At 41.0% G+C, this 17352-nt stretch carries 18 protein-coding genes; all 18 read right to left on the reverse strand.

The window, feature by feature from the left end:
• Positions 1–4: 4 nt before the first annotated feature.
• On the reverse strand, positions 5–949 hold the full coding sequence (gene metA / locus ACWPV5_RS06210) for a homoserine O-acetyltransferase MetA (RefSeq protein ID WP_219966885.1): 945 nt from the start codon (positions 947–949) through the stop codon (positions 5–7).
• 182 nt (positions 950–1131) lie between these two features.
• The gene (locus ACWPV5_RS06215) at positions 1132–1644 is read right to left on the reverse strand and encodes an adenine phosphoribosyltransferase (RefSeq protein ID WP_001049318.1); all 513 of its coding nucleotides are present in this window, start codon (positions 1642–1644) and stop codon (positions 1132–1134) included.
• 183 nt (positions 1645–1827) lie between these two features.
• Positions 1828–2517 (reverse strand): 50S ribosomal protein L1, encoded by a 690-nt coding sequence (gene rplA / locus ACWPV5_RS06220; RefSeq protein WP_001085675.1) that lies wholly within the window; start codon positions 2515–2517, stop codon positions 1828–1830.
• A 207-nt stretch (positions 2518–2724) separates the two neighbouring features.
• Positions 2725–3150, reverse strand: coding sequence for a 50S ribosomal protein L11 (rplK, locus tag ACWPV5_RS06225; RefSeq protein ID WP_001085807.1), 426 nt, complete (start codon positions 3148–3150; stop codon positions 2725–2727).
• Positions 3151–3272: 122 nt separating this feature from the next.
• Positions 3273–3989, reverse strand: a complete 717-nt coding sequence (ldcB, locus tag ACWPV5_RS06230) for an LD-carboxypeptidase LdcB/DacB (protein WP_261070665.1) — start codon at positions 3987–3989, stop codon at positions 3273–3275.
• 2 nt (positions 3990–3991) lie between these two features.
• Positions 3992–4462, reverse strand: a complete 471-nt coding sequence (locus ACWPV5_RS06235; protein ID WP_261070666.1) for an HIT family protein — start codon at positions 4460–4462, stop codon at positions 3992–3994.
• A 1-nt stretch (position 4463) separates the two neighbouring features.
• Positions 4464–5501, reverse strand: coding sequence for a M42 family metallopeptidase (locus tag ACWPV5_RS06240; RefSeq protein ID WP_261070667.1), 1038 nt, complete (start codon positions 5499–5501; stop codon positions 4464–4466).
• Between the two features lie 203 nt (positions 5502–5704).
• Positions 5705–7030, reverse strand: coding sequence for a branched-chain amino acid transport system II carrier protein (brnQ, locus tag ACWPV5_RS06245; protein ID WP_454382885.1), 1326 nt, complete (start codon positions 7028–7030; stop codon positions 5705–5707).
• A gap of 171 nt (positions 7031–7201) precedes the next feature.
• Entirely contained in the window at positions 7202–7489 is a 288-nt protein-coding gene (locus ACWPV5_RS06250; RefSeq protein WP_454382887.1) for a rhodanese-like domain-containing protein, read from the reverse strand.
• A 113-nt stretch (positions 7490–7602) separates the two neighbouring features.
• The gene (locus tag ACWPV5_RS06255; protein WP_454382889.1) at positions 7603–8181 is read right to left on the reverse strand and encodes a uracil-DNA glycosylase family protein; all 579 of its coding nucleotides are present in this window, start codon (positions 8179–8181) and stop codon (positions 7603–7605) included.
• A 53-nt stretch (positions 8182–8234) separates the two neighbouring features.
• Positions 8235–9635 carry a dipeptidase PepV gene (gene pepV, locus ACWPV5_RS06260; protein ID WP_261046954.1) on the reverse strand — a complete coding sequence of 467 codons (1401 nt, stop codon included), beginning with the start codon at positions 9633–9635 and terminating at the stop codon, positions 8235–8237.
• A 13-nt stretch (positions 9636–9648) separates the two neighbouring features.
• Positions 9649–10254 carry a nitroreductase family protein gene (locus ACWPV5_RS06265; protein ID WP_045612125.1) on the reverse strand — a complete coding sequence of 202 codons (606 nt, stop codon included), beginning with the start codon at positions 10252–10254 and terminating at the stop codon, positions 9649–9651.
• Positions 10255–10427: 173 nt separating this feature from the next.
• Positions 10428–11282, reverse strand: a complete 855-nt coding sequence (locus ACWPV5_RS06270; protein WP_454382892.1) for a metallophosphoesterase family protein — start codon at positions 11280–11282, stop codon at positions 10428–10430.
• Complete coding sequence (gene uvrC, locus ACWPV5_RS06275; protein WP_454382894.1) at positions 11272–13119, reverse strand: excinuclease ABC subunit UvrC; 1848 nt, start codon at positions 13117–13119, stop codon at positions 11272–11274. The genes ACWPV5_RS06270 and uvrC overlap by 11 nt, the downstream gene beginning before the upstream one ends.
• A gap of 38 nt (positions 13120–13157) precedes the next feature.
• The gene (locus ACWPV5_RS06280) at positions 13158–13859 is read right to left on the reverse strand and encodes a M57 family metalloprotease (protein WP_077805434.1); all 702 of its coding nucleotides are present in this window, start codon (positions 13857–13859) and stop codon (positions 13158–13160) included.
• A gap of 78 nt (positions 13860–13937) precedes the next feature.
• Positions 13938–15170 (reverse strand): peptidoglycan bridge formation alanyltransferase MurN, encoded by a 1233-nt coding sequence (murN, locus tag ACWPV5_RS06285; protein ID WP_454382896.1) that lies wholly within the window; start codon positions 15168–15170, stop codon positions 13938–13940.
• A gap of 4 nt (positions 15171–15174) precedes the next feature.
• Positions 15175–16395 carry an aminoacyltransferase gene (locus tag ACWPV5_RS06290; RefSeq protein WP_414369419.1) on the reverse strand — a complete coding sequence of 407 codons (1221 nt, stop codon included), beginning with the start codon at positions 16393–16395 and terminating at the stop codon, positions 15175–15177.
• Between the two features lie 130 nt (positions 16396–16525).
• Positions 16526–17305, reverse strand: a complete 780-nt coding sequence (locus ACWPV5_RS06295; protein WP_261070676.1) for an alpha/beta hydrolase — start codon at positions 17303–17305, stop codon at positions 16526–16528.
• Between the last annotated feature and the right edge of the window lie 47 nt (positions 17306–17352).

Consider the following 17352-nt stretch of genomic DNA (forward strand, 5'->3'; position numbering starts at 1 on the left):
CCTCTTATAAATACCCATATGCAGATGCATCATCTTCTATCTTTCTCCAGTCAAAAGGTGTCTCCTGATAGACTGCATAATTCACCCAGTTACTGAAAAAGAGGGCTGCTGATGAAGACCAACAAAGACAAGGTGTCTGGTTGACATCATCATCCTTAAAGTAATTTTCTGGAATATGTGGATCCAAACCTGCATCACGATCTCGGAAATACTCTTTTGCTAAGGTATCACGGTCATATTCCAAATGCCCAAAACTATAAATTTCACGTAAATCACGACTGGCCAAAATCGAAACCCCAACCTGAGGTCCTTCTGATAAAATCTCAAGATTGGTTTTGTTTAAGATCTCTTCCTTAGAAATCTCCGTGTGCCGTGAATGAGGGGATACATAGCTATCGTCAAAGCCTCTAAAGAGAAGGTGCCCTTCTTTTAAAGCATCCTGAGGATAAATACCTGATAACTTACTGTCCATCTGGTATTTTTCCACCCCATAACGCAGATAGAGTCCCGCCTGAGCCCCCCAACAGATATGGAGGGTCGAATAGACATGGGTCTTAGACCACTCAAGCACCTGGGTAAATTCCTCCCAATAGTCCACTTCCTCAAATGGTAAATGCTCAACTGGAGCACCCGTGATAATCATCCCATCAAAATACTCGTCCTTGACTTGAGGAAAAGTTTTATAGAAGGTCTCCATGTGTTCTGAACGAGTTGTCTTGGAACGATGGCTCTCCATATAGAGGAAATCAATATCCAGTTGTAGAGGTGTATTGGCCAAATGGCGTAACAACTGGGTTTCTGTGACCATTTTCTGTGGCATGAGATTTAAAATTAAAATCTTCAAAGGACGGATATCTTGGTGGGCCGCACGTTGATCATCCATGACAAAGATATTCTCTGTCCGTAAAATCTCAACAGCTGGTAGTTTTTTATCAATTCGAATCGGCATAACCCTCTCCTAACTGTACTCTTTCAGGAATAATTGCATATGTTTGAAGCCAAATCTCAAACACTTAGTCCTTTTATTATACTGCAAGAAGATATAGTTTTCAATTATAGTTTTTCTCTAACTAACTATAGTCTGTTTTTATATCCTAATGTAGAGAAAACAGCCCTAGGGACTGTTTTTCATTAATAATGCATAAGAACCTTGTAATCGTAGTCACCGATTTTTTCACGACCGTTCAATTCATCCAATTCAACAAGGAAGGCACAACCTGCTACAACACCACCAAGTTTTTCAATCATCTCGATAGTTGCCTTAACAGTTCCACCTGTTGCCAAGAGGTCATCTACGATAAGAACACGTTGACCTGGCTTAATGGCATCCGCATGCATAGTCAAGGTATCAACACCGTACTCTTTTTCATAGTCAGCAGAAATGACTTCGCGTGGCAATTTACCTGGCTTACGAACAGGCGCAAAACCAATTCCCAACTCAAAGGCAACTGGACAACCCACGATAAATCCACGAGCCTCAGGCCCTACGATCATATCGATTTTCTTGTCAGTAGCATACTGAACGATTTCACGAACAGCGTAGCTATAAGCATTTCCATCAGCCATCAAAGGACTGATATCACGGAAAGTAATACCTTCCTTCGGATAATTTTCAATTGTTGCAATGTAATCTTTTAAATTCATCTTTTTCTTTCTTTCAAAGTTTTTACTCTCTATTATACCATATTTTCTAGTAAAGAAGGAAGAGAAAACAGTATTTCATTTGCCCTCACCCTATAAGCCAAATAAGATGACCATTTTAGAGAGACTATAACTTACATACAAAAACGAGCACTTTCGTACTCGTCCTCTTTTATAAACTACTGATTAAAGTGAGTTTACGTCAACTTTGATACCAACACCTTGAGTAGTTGTGATAGTCAAGTTTGTTACGTAAGTTCCTTTAGCTGTAGCTGGTTTTGCTTTTTGGATTGTTTCGTTGAAAGCTTTGAAGTTTTCAACCAATTTTTCAGCTTCAAATGATACTTTACCGATGATTGCTTGAACGTTACCTGCACGGTCAGCACGGTAAGTGATTTTACCACCTTTAGACTCTTCAACTGCTTTAGCAACATCCATTGTCACAGTACCAGTTTTAGGGTTTGGCATCAAGTTACGTGGTCCAAGGACACGTCCAAGACGTCCAACAAGAGCCATCATGTCAGGTGTAGCGATAACTACGTCGAAGTCCAACCAACCGTCGTTGATTTTAGCAACAAGGTCATCTTCACCAACAAAGTCTGCACCAGCAGCTTTTGCTTCTTCAGCTTTTGCACCACGTGCGAAAACAAGAACGCGTGAAGTTTTACCAGTACCGTTTGGCAATACCATTGCTCCACGGATTTGTTGGTCAGCTTTTTTAACGTCGATGTTCAAGTTGTAAGCAACTTCTACAGTTGCGTCAAATTTTGCAAAGTTAGTTTCTTTTGCAAGTGCTACAGCTTCTTCTACGCTGTATGCTTTTGTGCTGTCGATTTTCTCAAGAGCAGCACGAAGTTGTTTGCTTTTTTTAGCCATTTTCTATTCTCCTTGTAAGTGGTTCAATCGATTTTCATCTCCCACGTCACTCCTCGAAATGATGAAGTCTTGCGGGTTATCAGTCTATTATTTTTCTTTTCCTACGTCGTTAAGTTCCCTTGCTGTACCCAAGTACAAGCATCAGTCACTTGCCTAGTATGAAAAGCAACTAATAGACTGCTGTGAGATTTTCTACTGTGTTATTGATTAGTCAACAACAGTGAATCCCATAGAACGAGCAGTACCTTCGATCATACGCATTGCAGACTCTACGTTTGCTGCGTTCAAATCTGGCATCTTAGTTTCTGCAATTTCTTGTACTTGTGCACGAGTAACTGTAGCAACTTTAGTTTTGTTAGGTGTACCTGATCCTTTTTCAACACCTGCAGCTTTTTTCAAAAGAACAGCAGCTGGTGGTGTTTTAGTGATGAAAGTAAATGATTTATCTTCGTAAACTGAGATAACAACTGGAATGATCATACCAGCTTGGTCAGCTGTACGAGCGTTGAACTCTTTTGTGAATCCCATGATGTTGATACCAGCTTGACCAAGAGCAGGTCCAACCGGTGGAGCTGGTGTAGCTTTACCAGCAGGGATTTGCAATTTTACAAGTTTTTCGACTTTTTTAGCCATTTTTAAATCCTCCTTTGTGGTTTTGGCGGTAATTAAAGATTTTTACCTCCCACAAGTATGCTTTTCACATACCCATCTATTATACACTATTTATCTAGAATTGCAAGAGAAAAGTTTATTTTTTAATCGACGTAATCTCCGCCTTCAAAGCCGTAATACTCTTCCAAACTGAGACCACTTGCAGCTATTTCTTTTGCTTCTTTTCCAACATAACGAAGGTGCCATTCTTCAGCCATATAGCCTGTTTCCTTTTCCTTGCCTTTGAGATAACGAACAACAAAACCATAATCAGCCGCATGGTCCAAGAGCCATTGGGCCGCTTTTTCTTCTGTCACCAAATCACCATTTGTCCCAATCACATCAAAAGCCAAGCCTGTCTGGTGCTCGCTATAGCCAGGACGGGCAGAATAACGGTCGGCAGCTTCTTTCCCATCTTGATTGACATAATCTTGATAGAGCTTGGTCTGAGTTTCATAACTTCTAAAGCCACTGTAATGGTCGCTAATGGGGAAACCTGCCTCTTGCATAGCTTTGATGAGTTTGACCAACTCTGCCTTGGCTGTTGGATTTTCCCCTGGATTATAGTCTTTAGACAATGGATAGTGTTTGTTGACTACGATGATTTCATCGTATTTCCCTTGGATGCTGTAGTAGTCTCCTTTGTTAACCACTTCTGCTTTTTTCTGGGCAGCTCCCTGAGATTTACTGCCGACTGCTCCATCAGATTTGGCTGTTTGTTCTGTCTTAGCTGCGCCATCTTCATTTTTTGCTTTTTCTTGTGAACAAGCTGCTAGACTCAAGGCTAGTAAAGCTGTCAAGATAAGGTATCTTTTTTTCATTTCTACTCCTTTATTTCTAATAGTTTATCTACTTCTGATGATAAACGTTCGACTAATCTTTTAATCTCATCAGGTTTTGATTGGCAGATTTCTGCTGTCATTTCTTCAAAGGGAACCCACCAGACTGGACCACGTCCATTGAGACCATAACCATTCATATCACCTCTTCGTCTAGGAAAAAGATGCCAATGGAGATGGGCGTCGCCATTTCCTAGCAGTTCGATATTCATTTTCTCAGCAGCAAAGGCCTTGGCAACTGCCTCTTGGACTAAACTCATTTCTTCTAGAAAACGGAGTCTTGTCTCCTTTTTCAAATGGTGCAATTCGGTGACGTGTTCCTTGGCTAGAAAGAGACTATAGCCTTCAAAATACTGGTGGTCTCCAATCACAAGATAGCCTGTTTCCAACTCTTTGACAAAATAGGGATTTTCTCCCTTCTTGATGAGCTCAATTCTCTGGCAAATTAGGCACATATTAGTCTACCAATACGCTCTTAAGGTAAGCATCAACCATACGCTCCGTTGCGACGACTGAGTCAATATGGGTACGCTCATAAGAATGACTAGACTCAATACCAGCACCGAGAAGGGCGTGTTTAACCTCTGCCCCTGCGGACATGGCTGCTGAAGCGTCCGAACCATAAAATGGATAGATGTCCAGCTTAAAAGGAATATCTTGCTCTTTAGCCAAAGCAACCAAATGTTGACGGAAGTCATAGTGATAAGGACCTGAAGCATCCTTGACACAGATGGATACTGTGTACTCATCTGTCTGCTGGTCATCTCCCATAGCTCCCATATCCACAGCCAGATATTCTACTACCTGAGCAGGAATATTAGAATTAGCCCCATGTCCCACTTCTTCAAAGACTGAAAAAGCAAAATGAGTTGTAACTGGCAATTCAATCTTCTCTTCCTTATAGATACGAAGCAGGTTAAGCAAAATCGCTGCGCTGACCTTATCGTCCAAATGACGAGACTTGATAAAGCCTGTCTCAGTTACAACAGTTCGTGGGTCAAAGCTGATAAAATCACCGACCTCAATCCCCAAGGCACGAGTTTCTTTTTCATTGGTTACCTTTGCGTCCAAACGCACTTCCATATTGTCTTGTGTGCGTTCTGCAGTTCCTGCATCCTTATAGACATGGCAAGAAGTTTGGTGGATAAGGATGGTTCCTGATAGCTTTTGACCTGTACTAGCCACATGAACGGTACAGTTTTCTCCTTCAATCATGTTCCAAGGAAAACCACCGATACGATCCAACTTGAGACGGCCGTCTGGTTTAACAGCACGGACAATAGCACCCAGCGTATCTACATGGGCAGTCACATAGCGATGTTGCTCGTCATTTTGACCTTTAATAGTTACATTGACACCGCCCTTGGCTGTGCGAACTGGCTGATAACCAAAACCTTCTAGAGTCTTGACTAAATAGTCCGCAATCTCACGAGTGAAACCCGTTGGCGACGCAATGGCTGTCAGTTCTTTGATATATTCTACTGTTTGATTCATTTCTTCACCTCTTTTGCTACCTATTATAACACATTTATCATCGGATAAAAAAAGAAAATCACTCCTGTAGACTTGGCTACAAAAGTGATTTTATACTCAATGAAAATCAAAGAGCGAACTAGGAAACTAGCCGCAGGCTGTACTTGTGTACGACAAGGCGACGTTGACGCGGTTTGAATTTGATTTTCGAAGAGTATTAGTGATTATTCCATTTCAAAAACATCACTTTCTTGCTTGTTTGGTAGAACCAATGAGAGCAAGATTCCAACGATGGCAGGCACCAACCATGGGAGAGATGCCTTGGCAAAAGGAAGAGCGTTGACAAGATTTGCAAGAAACTCAACCTTAAACGAGCTTCCTAGTACGCTTGCAATGGCAATGGCTGTAACAACAGCAATTGTCAACTGCATACCTGGTTTTGAAAGAGCCACAAATTTGTTGACAATGACAATCATAACGATAGCAATCGTGATTGGGTACAAGATAACCAGTACTGGAATTGAGTACTTGATAATCGCATCAAGACCTAAATTGGCAATAGCAAATCCAATCAAGGTAAAGGCTGTCGCATAAACCTTGTAGCTGATTTGCGGGAAACGCTCATTAAAGAACTCAGCTGTAGACACGATCAAACCAACTGTTGTTGTGAAGCAGGTTACGGTAACCATAGCTGCAAGGAAGAGTTGAGCTGTTGAGCCAAAGATTTCTTGAGTCGCTTGTGACAAGATGTAAACACCTGGTGTTCCACCCTTCATCGCTTCAGCTGGTACTGGGAAATGATTTCCAAGGAAACCTAAACCGATGTAAAGGGCACTGAAGGCAAGGGCTACAACGATACCAACCACCCAAATAGTCGAAATGTATTCTTTCTTACTTGAGAAGCCAAGTTGTTTCAAGGTTTGAACTGCGATTACGCTAAAGGCAACTGAAGCAAGAGCATCCAAGGTATTGTAACCTTCTAGGAATCCTGTCCCAAAGGCAGAAGCTTGATAAGCAGCTGAAGCAGCTTGAGGACTTGTTCCACCGTATTTGAAAGCTCCCAGAACAACCAAGATAACAATCAAAATCGCAAAGACTGGCGTTAAAATACGGCCGATACGGTCTAAGATTTTTGATGGATTAAGCGAAATTAGATAGGCTGCTGCAAAATACAGAATCGTAAAGACAATCAAGCCAAGACCTTTATTTGAATCCGACAAAAGAGGGCTAATTCCTACTTCGTAAGCTGTTGTAGCAGTACGTGGGATGGCAAAGAATGGACCGATTGACAAGTAAAGAACTGAGAGGTAAAGAGTCGCAAACCAAGGCGCTATCTTTGTAGAAATCTCGTAGATATATCCTTTAGGATTTAGCGTTCCAATAATAAGAGTCAAGACGGCGATACCGACACCTGAAAAGACAAAACCTGCGATGGCAGGAAGAAAATGTTCTCCAGATAGAGCACCTAGAGAAGGCGGAAAAATCAAGTTCCCCGCACCAAAAAATATTCCAAACAGGAGTAAACCTGTTAGGGCACCTTTTTTAGCCATGAAAATCTCCTTCATATTTATAAAATACTGACTTAGTATATCATGAATAAGAGTATGAAAAAAGTATCACGAAGTAAATATTGAATGTTTTCAAGATTCTCAAAAATGAGAATTGTCTAAAAATAAAATTCTCCTACCCAGTCCACACCAAGCAAGAGAAAATTATAATGTTTAAAGTTCTTCAAAAGCCATCATGCCACCTTGGACATTGATAACCTCATAACCTTGTTCTGATAAGAATTGGCAAGCACACGCCGATCTCATTCCAGATTTACAAATAACATAATGTAACTGATCCTTGTCCAATTGATCATAAGTATCAGCTAATTGACTCAGAGGAAGATTCTGAGCACCTTCTAAATGAAGAGCTTCAAACTCATCCACTTCTCTCACGTCCACTAAAGAAAGTTGGTCATTTTGGTAAAGCTGGTAAAATGCGTCAAAGGTTATTTCTTTCATTCTTTTTCTCCTAATACTCTTCGAAAATCTCTTCAAACCACGTCAGCGTCCTCTTACCGTACTCAAGTACAGCCTGCGGCTAGCTTCCTAGTTTGCTCTTTGATTTTCATTGACTATAAAATAGTTTTAATTCTTTTTTTCAAATCCGGCACTACTTCTGCCTCAAACCAAGGATTTTTGGCCATCCAGATTTGATTGCGTGGTGAGGGGTGAACTAGTGGAAAATAGGTTGGCAAATAGTTCTGGTAATGTTTTACCCGTTCTGTTACCTTGCCACTGATTTTTTCCTGTAAATAGTAGGCTTGAGCATACTGGCCAATCAAGAGGGTCAACTGAATATCGGGTAATTCTTGCAAGAGTTGCGGATGCCATTTTTCAGCAAAGCCAGTTCTCGGTGGCAGATCACCTGACTTTCCATGCCCTGGAAAGTAGAAATCCATAGGCAAAACAGCAAAATATCCTGAATTGTAAAAGGTATCTTCATCCACACCTAGCCAGTCCCGCAAACGATCACCACTTTTATCCTTCCAGTAAAGGCCTGCTTCTTGGGTTTTAAGACCAGGCGCTTGACCGATGATATTGATGCGAGCAGTCTTTGACGCTGCAAAGAGAGGCTCGATACCACGCTCTGTATAGCTGACATTCTGCGGATCTGCCATAATAGCCTGCTTGATTCTTTCAATTTGAGACATCTACTTTCCCTCCAAAAAGAAGTCTAAGCATACAATCTCAGACTTCTATCGTTTTATTTGATCAATTCGTAAATAGCTTCGGCATAGATTGCTGCAGCTCGGAAGAGATCGTCCAAGGCGATAAATTCATTAGCTTGGTGCATGGTGTCAATTGAGTCTGGGAACATGGCACCATAGGCAACACCGCGTTCGAGTAAGCGACCAAAGGTTCCACCACCGATGACTTGCTCGTGACCTTTAAGACCAGTTTGTTTTTCATAAACATTCAACAAGGTTTGCACAAGTGGATCTTCCATTGGCACATAGTGAGGGGTATGACCGTGCTCAGAAAGGCTAACAGAAGCAACTGGCAAGTTTTCAAGGATTGACTTGATTTGCTCTGGACTTGTTCCTTTTGGATAGCGGATGTTAAGGGCAATGGTATTATCAGCGCTTGTTTCGTCAAAGCGGAAAACACCAGCATTCATAGAAAGGGCACCCATCTTTTCATCCACATGAGCAATCTTGAGATTTTCACCCTCATGATCGTTCAAGAGAATCTTACCAGCGATGTCAAGGTAGTCTTTGGCTGGACCAGCAAAGTCAAACTGGCTAAGGAATAGGGCTAGGTAAGTCGCACCATTAACACCTGAAGCAGGCATAGCACCGTGGGCTGATTTACCAATAATCGTCACCTTGTATTGACCAGCTTCTTCTTGGAGTTCTCCTCTAAGCTTGTGTTCTGCAACAAAGGCATCTAGTTTCCCTTGCAAGTCAGCCAAATCACCTGAAACGACTGCTGTTGCTGATTCAGGTACCATATTTTCACGCAAACCACCTGTGAAGCTGTGAAGACGGGCAGCACCTGCATTTTCTCCTGCAAAGTGGAGGTATTCTGTGATATTTCCTTTTTCACCATTGATGATAGGGAATTCAGCGTCTGGAGAGAAACCGAAGTCTGGTTTTGCAAGTCCTACGTGCTCGAAATAGTAGTCCATGTCTGCCCAACCTGATTCTTCGTCTGTTCCGACGATGAAGCGAACTTTTTTAGAAATTGGAAGGCCCAATTCTTTGATGATTTTCAAACCATAGTAACAAGCTGTTGTAGGTCCCTTATCGTCCGAAGCCCCACGCGCATAAAGACGACCATCTTTGATAGTTGGTGTGTAAGGGTCTGTGTCCCAACCGCTACCAGCTGGCACCACGTCCATGTGGGCAAAGATTCCGAGAACTTCTTCTCCATCACCAAACTCAAAATGTCCTGCATAGTTATCGACATTTTTAGTTGGGTAGCCATCGCGTGCTGCGATTTCAAGGAATTTCTCCAAGGCTTTTACTGGACCAGGTCCAAATGGATGCTCAGCATCAACCTTGCTATCATCACGTTCTGAGTTGATTTCCAAAAGGCTAAACAAGTCAGCCAAGAGGTCTTCTTTGCGTTTTTCTACTTCTGTTGTAAAATCAATTGCTGTCATTTTTTTCTTCTTTCTATCTTTTCTCGATGATTTCATCTACTGGCAAGCGGTAGCTTGGTTCCAATTTCTCGTCTGTGTATCCCACTGTAATCAAGAGTTCTGGGCGGAAGCGGTCTTCGATTTCCAAAACTTCGTTGACTTTTGATTTGTCAAAACCAAGAATCAGATTTGATCCGATTCCCTGATCTGTAAGAGCCAGAACCAAATTCATAGCAACCAAACCTGCATTGAGGGCTAGGTAGTCGCTGACTTGTTGTTCACTGTAACGGGCAAATTCAGCAGGCAAATTCTTCATAAAATATTGAAGTTGCTCTTCAGAAAAGTTATTAGCACCACCAACTCGGGCAATCTTACGAGCACGTTTAGCCAAATCTGTGTCTGTAAACAAGGCAATAGTTACAGGAGCTGATGATACCTGCTCAAAGTTTGAACCGTAAGCCAACTTTGCCAGTTCAGCATTTTTCTCACGAACCACTACAAATTTCCAAGGTTGGCTGTTGTGAGCACTTGGTGCCAAGGTTGCAATTTCGATAGCCGTACGAACATCTTTTGGATCAACTGGCTTATCAGTGAAATGCTTAGTCGCATGACGTTTTTTATTTAATTCAAGAAATTTCATAATCGATTTCCTTTTCTAATTCTACTGCTTCCATTCTACCATATTTTGAAAGAGCTTGCAGAGATTTTTCATAGAAACAAACTGGAACAAGGATGAGCGACCGAATGAAGCACATCATTCAAATCAGGGATCCATTCATCCAGTTCCAACTATTTTTCAGTGGCTTAAAGAAACTAGTCTATCTTATACTCTGACTTTATAACCTCCAAGAAATCTTCCACATCCTCTACATACCCATGCTTTTCTATTAAGCTTGCTAATAGTTCCAGATTGTGCCCCTGATAGTTGTCTTCTCTTCGTAGCTCTTCATACATTTCGATAAAGGGAAGCCCCTTGGACTTGGCCAATTCTAACTCAGCCTCGTAATCATAAGCAACTTTACGAAATAGGATATTTACCAATTCCCCATCTTCAACTTCTATCACGGCATACTGGGCACGGTGATTTTTTAACGCCTCCCAATTAAAATAGGGCATGCCAATCGACCCTGGATTGATGATTTGTTGCCCTTGACTGCCATAACGAAGCAACTGCTTGTGAACATGACCATAGACTGCCACGTCAGTTTCCTCATCTAGGAGTTGGTCAAATTTCTCTATATCATTCTCAACTAGCAAGTCGCCACCATAGTTCTTATTTGGCAAATTATGAGAGATAGAAAAGCGTAATCCGTCAATTTCTTTCTTTTCCAGCAAAGGCAAGCTTCGTAGCCAGACAATCGTTGCAGGATCCATTCGCTCCATCAAAAACTGGGTCATGCGCATTGACTGGATTTCTTTCGGATGTTCCAAACCATATTCACCATCCAAGGCCTCAAGGATACGATCATCCCAATTGCCTCGAACACTGGCTGTGATAGGAAGGTCCTTTAGCAGGGCGACTAAGTCATTTGCGCCTGGACCAGGAAGAAAAATATCTCCCAGAAGCCAGTATTCACTGACTCCTTGATTTTTAGCATCTGCAATCACTGCTTCTAGCGCCGTCGCATTGCCATGAATATCTGATAAAATTGCGATTTTATGGTTCATGATGGTCTCCTTCTGTTTGATAATCTACTTTTTCTTCCGCAACTTGAGCCAATTCCACTTCTTCCTGCGGGTTCAACTTCCTCTGCACTGCTTCTGCGACTGCTCTAGGCACACCGACTTCGACAATCTCATCCACACTGGCTTCCTTGATTTTAGTTAGAGATTTGAAATGCTTCATGAGATTTTGCTTGCGTTTAGGTCCCAGGCCGTCAATGCCATCCAATTGTGATGAAAAGGAATTTTTGGAGCGCAGTTGGCGGTGGAAAGTAATGGCAAAGCGGTGGACCTCATCTTGAATGCGTTGGAGGAGGAAAAATTCCTGAGAATTGCGAGACAACTCCACCACCTCAAGCGGATCTCCAAAGAGCAATTCATGGGTTTGGTGCTTATCATTCTTTTGCAAACCTGCAATGGGAATATCCAAACCCAGCTCCTCTTGGATGACTTGCTTTGCGATATTAACTTGACCTTGCCCCCCATCGATGACAATCAAATCTGGAGGAGTCAAGCCGTCACGCTGTACTCGACCATAGCGCCTGCGAATGACTTCTCTCATACTGGCATAGTCGTCTGGTCCGACGACAGTCTTGATTTTATACTTACGATAATCTTTTTTACTTGGTTTGCCGTTGACAAAGACCACCATGGCTGAAACAGGACTGGTCCCCATAATGTTGGAATTATCGAAAGATTCGATACGAACTGGGGTTGGGATTTGAAGCAAGCGTCCTAGATTTTCAATAGCCCCCTGTGTCTTTTCGACAGATTTCTCTAGCAGGTTGAATTTCTGCTCTAGGCTGACTCGGGCATTCTTTATAGCCAGATTGACCAGCTGTTTTTTCTCTCCACGTTGGGGTTTGAGAATCTTAGTATCCACCAAAGCCTTGACAGCTTCTTCGTCAATATCCTGCGGAATCAGTACCTCATTGGGAACCAGATGAGATTTTTCTTGATAAAATTGTCCCACATAGGTCAAGAAGTCCTCATCCGGATCATTATAGTAGGGGAAGAGGTTAACATCGCGCTCAATGAGTTTTCCCTGACGGACAAAGAAAACCTGAACACACATCCAACCCTTGTCCACATAGTAGCCAAAGACATCGCGATTTTGGAGATCCTTGGCCATAACCCGTTGCTTGGTTCGAAGCGTTCCAATGGCCTGAATCAGGTCACGATATTCCGCTGCACGTTCAAATTCCATAGTCTGAGCTGCCGCTGCCATCTTGCCCTTGAGGTCATCGATAATTTTGTCATCCTGCCCTTTCAGAAAATCAGAAACCTCCTGGGCCATAGACTTGAAATAAGCCTCATCTTTATTACATATGGTGTGAGCCATACACTGGCCGATATGGTAGTAAAAACAGACCTTAGACGGTGGATTCGTACACTTGCGAAAAGGGAAAATCCGATCCAGCAACCGCTTGATTTCATTGGCCGCCCCCACATCTGGATAAGGTCCGAAATAAAGACCTCCATCTTTTTTGACCTGACGAGTGATAATCAAACGAGGATAGCGTTCATTGGTGATTTTGATGAAAGGATAAGACTTATCATCCTTGAGCATGATATTGTACTTGGGCTTGTTTTCCTTAATCAGGTTGATTTCTAGGAGAAGTGCCTCAATATTAGACTCCGTAACAATAAATTCAAAATCCACAATTTCAGATACCAAGGCCTCTGTTTTGGTATCATGACTTCCACGGAAATAAGACCGCACGCGGTTACGCAGATTTTTAGCCTTTCCTACATAGATAATGGTGCCGTTTTTATCCTTGTGAATGTAACAACCAGGGCTGGTAGGCAAGAGCTCTAGTTTTGATTTAATCAAGTTGTTCATAATTCCATTATAACAAAAAAGTAGGGAAAGATAGTCCCCTACTCATTGGTCTCATATAATTTTCGAAGTCTTTCAACATCCTCTTCCTGGATACCATAAAAGGAACCTGCAGGTTGCATCACAGACTTCTCATCTGTATGGTCCAAGCCAATTGCATGCCCCAACTCATGTTCTGCCGTATGGACAATGCGCTCATAGGAATAGCCATAGTCTGGATTGGACAGATAATAGTGATTCAACCGCACCGTGACAGACAAGAATTGCCCCGTCAAGAGATTGGTCTGACTTTCCGCTTCTCCTGCCACAGGAGTACCTCCGTCATTCATCTCCGTAGCCAAGATATCTGCCTTGCTGGACTCAGTCACAAGTTCAAAATGAAAGGCACCAGTTTGATTCCAGTTCTGAATTGCTTCTAAATATGCCTCTTGAAAGCGTGAATCCATCTGCGGATCCAAGTAAATACGAGCAGAGGCCTGTGGCCATCTTCCTTCAGAATGCTGGTGGCTATCTGTCTGGTTCAACTTAGGCAGTTGCCCTGTTCTTTCCCATTGGTCGATACTTTGTTGACCAATTTTTACTGACCGTTCTGCTTGCTTCAGCGCCCCTTGAAAATCCCCGTTCAGATACCAGAGAAATCCAAAAGCAAGAGTACATAAAAGCAAAACAATCCAAACCAGACGCCAAAACAAACGCCAAATAAAATAAAAGAAAGCCCCTATCAAACGAAAAAGCCAACGCATATCTCTCCACCTTTCTAGCAAATAAAGTCTATTTTACTAAAACAAGCTGAAAGAAAGCTAAATACTGGCTTTTTCATCTTAACGTCCTACTATTTTTTTGAATAACTGAATAGCTTTGTGTTTTAAAGGCGATGGATGATAACGGAAAGTTCCTGCTTTACGTACAATATAGCCATTAAAATTTTGTTTAAAACGCAAAACACCATCACTACCATCAAAAATCCCTTGAATGCCTAGGAAGTTGTATTTAGGTATTCCACGTTTTATGCTTTCCAACATAACATATTTTTGAAGCAGTGCAGGGGCATAAAACTTATTAAACTCAGTGTAAGAACCACTAAAGAGATAAGTCGTTTCCTGAGGCATATAAACAAATAAACTCCCGGCTAAAACAATATCTTCTTCTCCATATTTTTCAATCAAGTCTCGCGCTTCTGCTTTTCGAACTTCAAACGTTTCAAATTGACTAGAATATTCTCTCAGTTGATTTTGTTTTTTCTCAGAATGAGGATTTTTACTCAAATCAAGTCGCAACTTGTCCAAGATTTCTTCTAGTTTACTTTGTTCACCTTGCAATTTGCTCATATAGTCCGAAAAATTCAAGGTTGCTATGAGAAACTCCGCTTGTTCTCCAAATGAATCATAAAAGTGCTCATAATATTCTAAACTTTTATCACTGTATTCTCTACGTTCAGAGGTTTCTTTAGTTATATTCTTAAAAATCGATAGTTCTTCACGTTTTAACTTTTTCAACCGAATACCAAACGTTTCAGCCTTTTTCACCAAGGGTTTACCCTTTTTGCTAAAACTTTTAAGCAAATTCTTTTCAGTTAATTCAGTCAAATCTTTATAGTATAACCAATCTGGTTCTCCACCTGGATAACCTGTTGTCAATCCATCAAATTGATAACCTAAATTAGTCAAATCTTGAATAATACTTTTTTTCTCAGCATCTATTGGATTACCTTCACTATCAAAAGTTTGATAAGTTTCATAAGGTTTTACAAGCAACTCTAATACACCATTTTGCTTGGCATATTCTTTTAACTCCGCATAAAAAACTGGAAGAGCATCTTGTTGGGTATAAATCGGCCCCGAATTGAGCTCCATATGCAGACCACCCAGCATGGGTAAGCTATAAACCAGAGCTGCAACTTGAATTTCTCCTTCTTGTTTCAAAGCAAGATAAACAATTCGAGCCCCTCTTTTTTCTAACAAGTCCCCCATCTGGACCGATTGCATAAAGGAACGAGAAGAAACCTGACCAGAATAAGCCTGAAACTCTTCTTTCGTGAGTGTAATTAGTGCCATATACTTACTTTCTATGTTTTTTTCTTAATGTTTTACGGAAATCAAGAGCAAGTCTTAACAGAGGATAAAGAGGATGGGTAGGCATTGTAAATTCTCCCAAATATTCTTCAATCGTTGGATTAAATTTTTCCTTAAAATGATAAAGTCCACCATTTAGAGAGTTTTCAACACCACCTAAATTTTGCCACAACATACCTCGCTCAAAGGCATAGCGAGCCGTTTCATACCAAGTTAAAATTGGTGCATTGTAACGTTTAAAATCATCATCCATACCAGCATATAGATTGACAGAGGTAGTACCAAATTCCAAACTCAAAGTAGCCGCTAACGGAATGTTTGATTTTCCCATATTCATATATCCCTGCAAGAAATCTATTTCCTCTTCTAAACGTTCTTTTTCTTTTATATTTTCCTGAATTTTTGAAGGTTTGGTTGCATCATTAAATTTTTCTGCAACTACTCTATTTTTTTCTAACTGTTCTTCTAATTCTCTTAAACGTTTAGAAACATCCAAACTCGTTAGCGTGATATAGGAATCTTCTTTGAAGTTATCTAATAATTTTTTATAATAAGCTTCGTTTCTTAAATGAATCTCTTTTCGCTTCTCAGTTTTTTTCATCAACTCCGAAAATGAATCTAATAGTTCCAGTCCACCATATTGAATTTCAAGCCCTTTGTTTCGTGCTGTTCGGATAGCTTGCCTCGTTGATTTAGAAAGTTTATCTTCTTCAAAATTTTCCTTATATATTTTCGCCTGAATACGAGGCTGAATGGTGTCATCCATCTCGGTTGTCCGCCCAGACCATTTCACTCCTAATTGCCCTAAAATCTCAACAATAGCAAGATTTTCAGGATATTCTATCTTATCTTGATTGACCAAATATTGAGATAGACAAATACTTGGATCGAAAGTCACAAAAACCGCTCTCTTACTGCGAGCATAAGACTTAATGGACTGCAGGACAAACTTTAAAAGTTCTATATCCCTGTAATCCAATATAGGACCTCTTGGAATATAAAACATTTTATAGCCTAAAGGCAGAGATTTTATGAGAATACTAGCCACAGCCAGCAACTTCCCCTCTTCATAGACACCAAATTTCTCATGATTCCAATCAGATTTCACTTTTTCCCAAGCACTGCTTTGTAATACATTAGCTAATTCATGTTCTTTAACAAACTGATCATATTCTAATGTGGGAATGCCAATTTGATAACGGTACATTTCCTACTCTCTTTCCTCCAGTATCTTATTACTATTCTACTACTTTCATTTGAAAAGTCTAGTGAAAACAGACTTCCATCATTGTTTTAAAGCCAAGAATAACTATAAATAGTGATTCATTTATAAAAAACTAACTCAATCTCTCTTCTAATTTGAAATCAATTGGTAGGGTTGCTAAAAAACGTTCCAATTGTTTTTCCCAGTAGTACCATTCGTGAGTTCCAGCGCTATAGCTATAGGTCACATCAAAACCCAGTCCTTTGAGATTTTTCACTGCTAGATTATTAGCTTCGTACAAGAAATCCTGCTCTCCACACCAAGCCCAAAGCTTGGTCTTTTTATCCGATTTTTTAGCCAGACTTTCTAGAGAATAAGGGCTAGCTGTCCAATCTTTAATCTCCCCAAAAACACCTCTCCAGTAAGCTGGTGTCCCCAGATTTTGGCTTTCAGGAGAAAATTCTTGAAAGCTAAGGGCACCTGAGAAACTAGCTGCATGAGAAAAACGATTTGTAGCAAGAGCCAGTTTGAAACAGCCATAGCCTCCCATAGAGAGACCAGCGATAAAGGTCTTTTCACGTTTACTAGTCATATTAGGGAAAAAGCGTTTCAAAACCTGTGGTAATTCCTCTGCTAGAGCTGTGTAATAGTCAAAACCATACTGGGTATCGGTATACCAACCGTTGCTGGTATTGGGCATAACAACGATGAGATTAGTTCCTCGAAGCAAGCGTTCTACATTGGTCCGCTTGAGCCAACTATTATGATTGCCAGACATCCCGTGCAAGAGGTACAAGACAGGGATATCTGTACACTCTGGTTCTTCCACTCGATTGGCATCGGGGTAAAGAACATTCACTCCCCACTCCATATCCAAAACTTGTGAGTAATACTCGATTTTCATTACTGCCATAATTTTTCCTCTATTTTTCTATAAGAAAAAGCCGAAATTCGACTTTC

The organism is Streptococcus sp. Marseille-Q7156 (genome assembly GCF_965119495.1).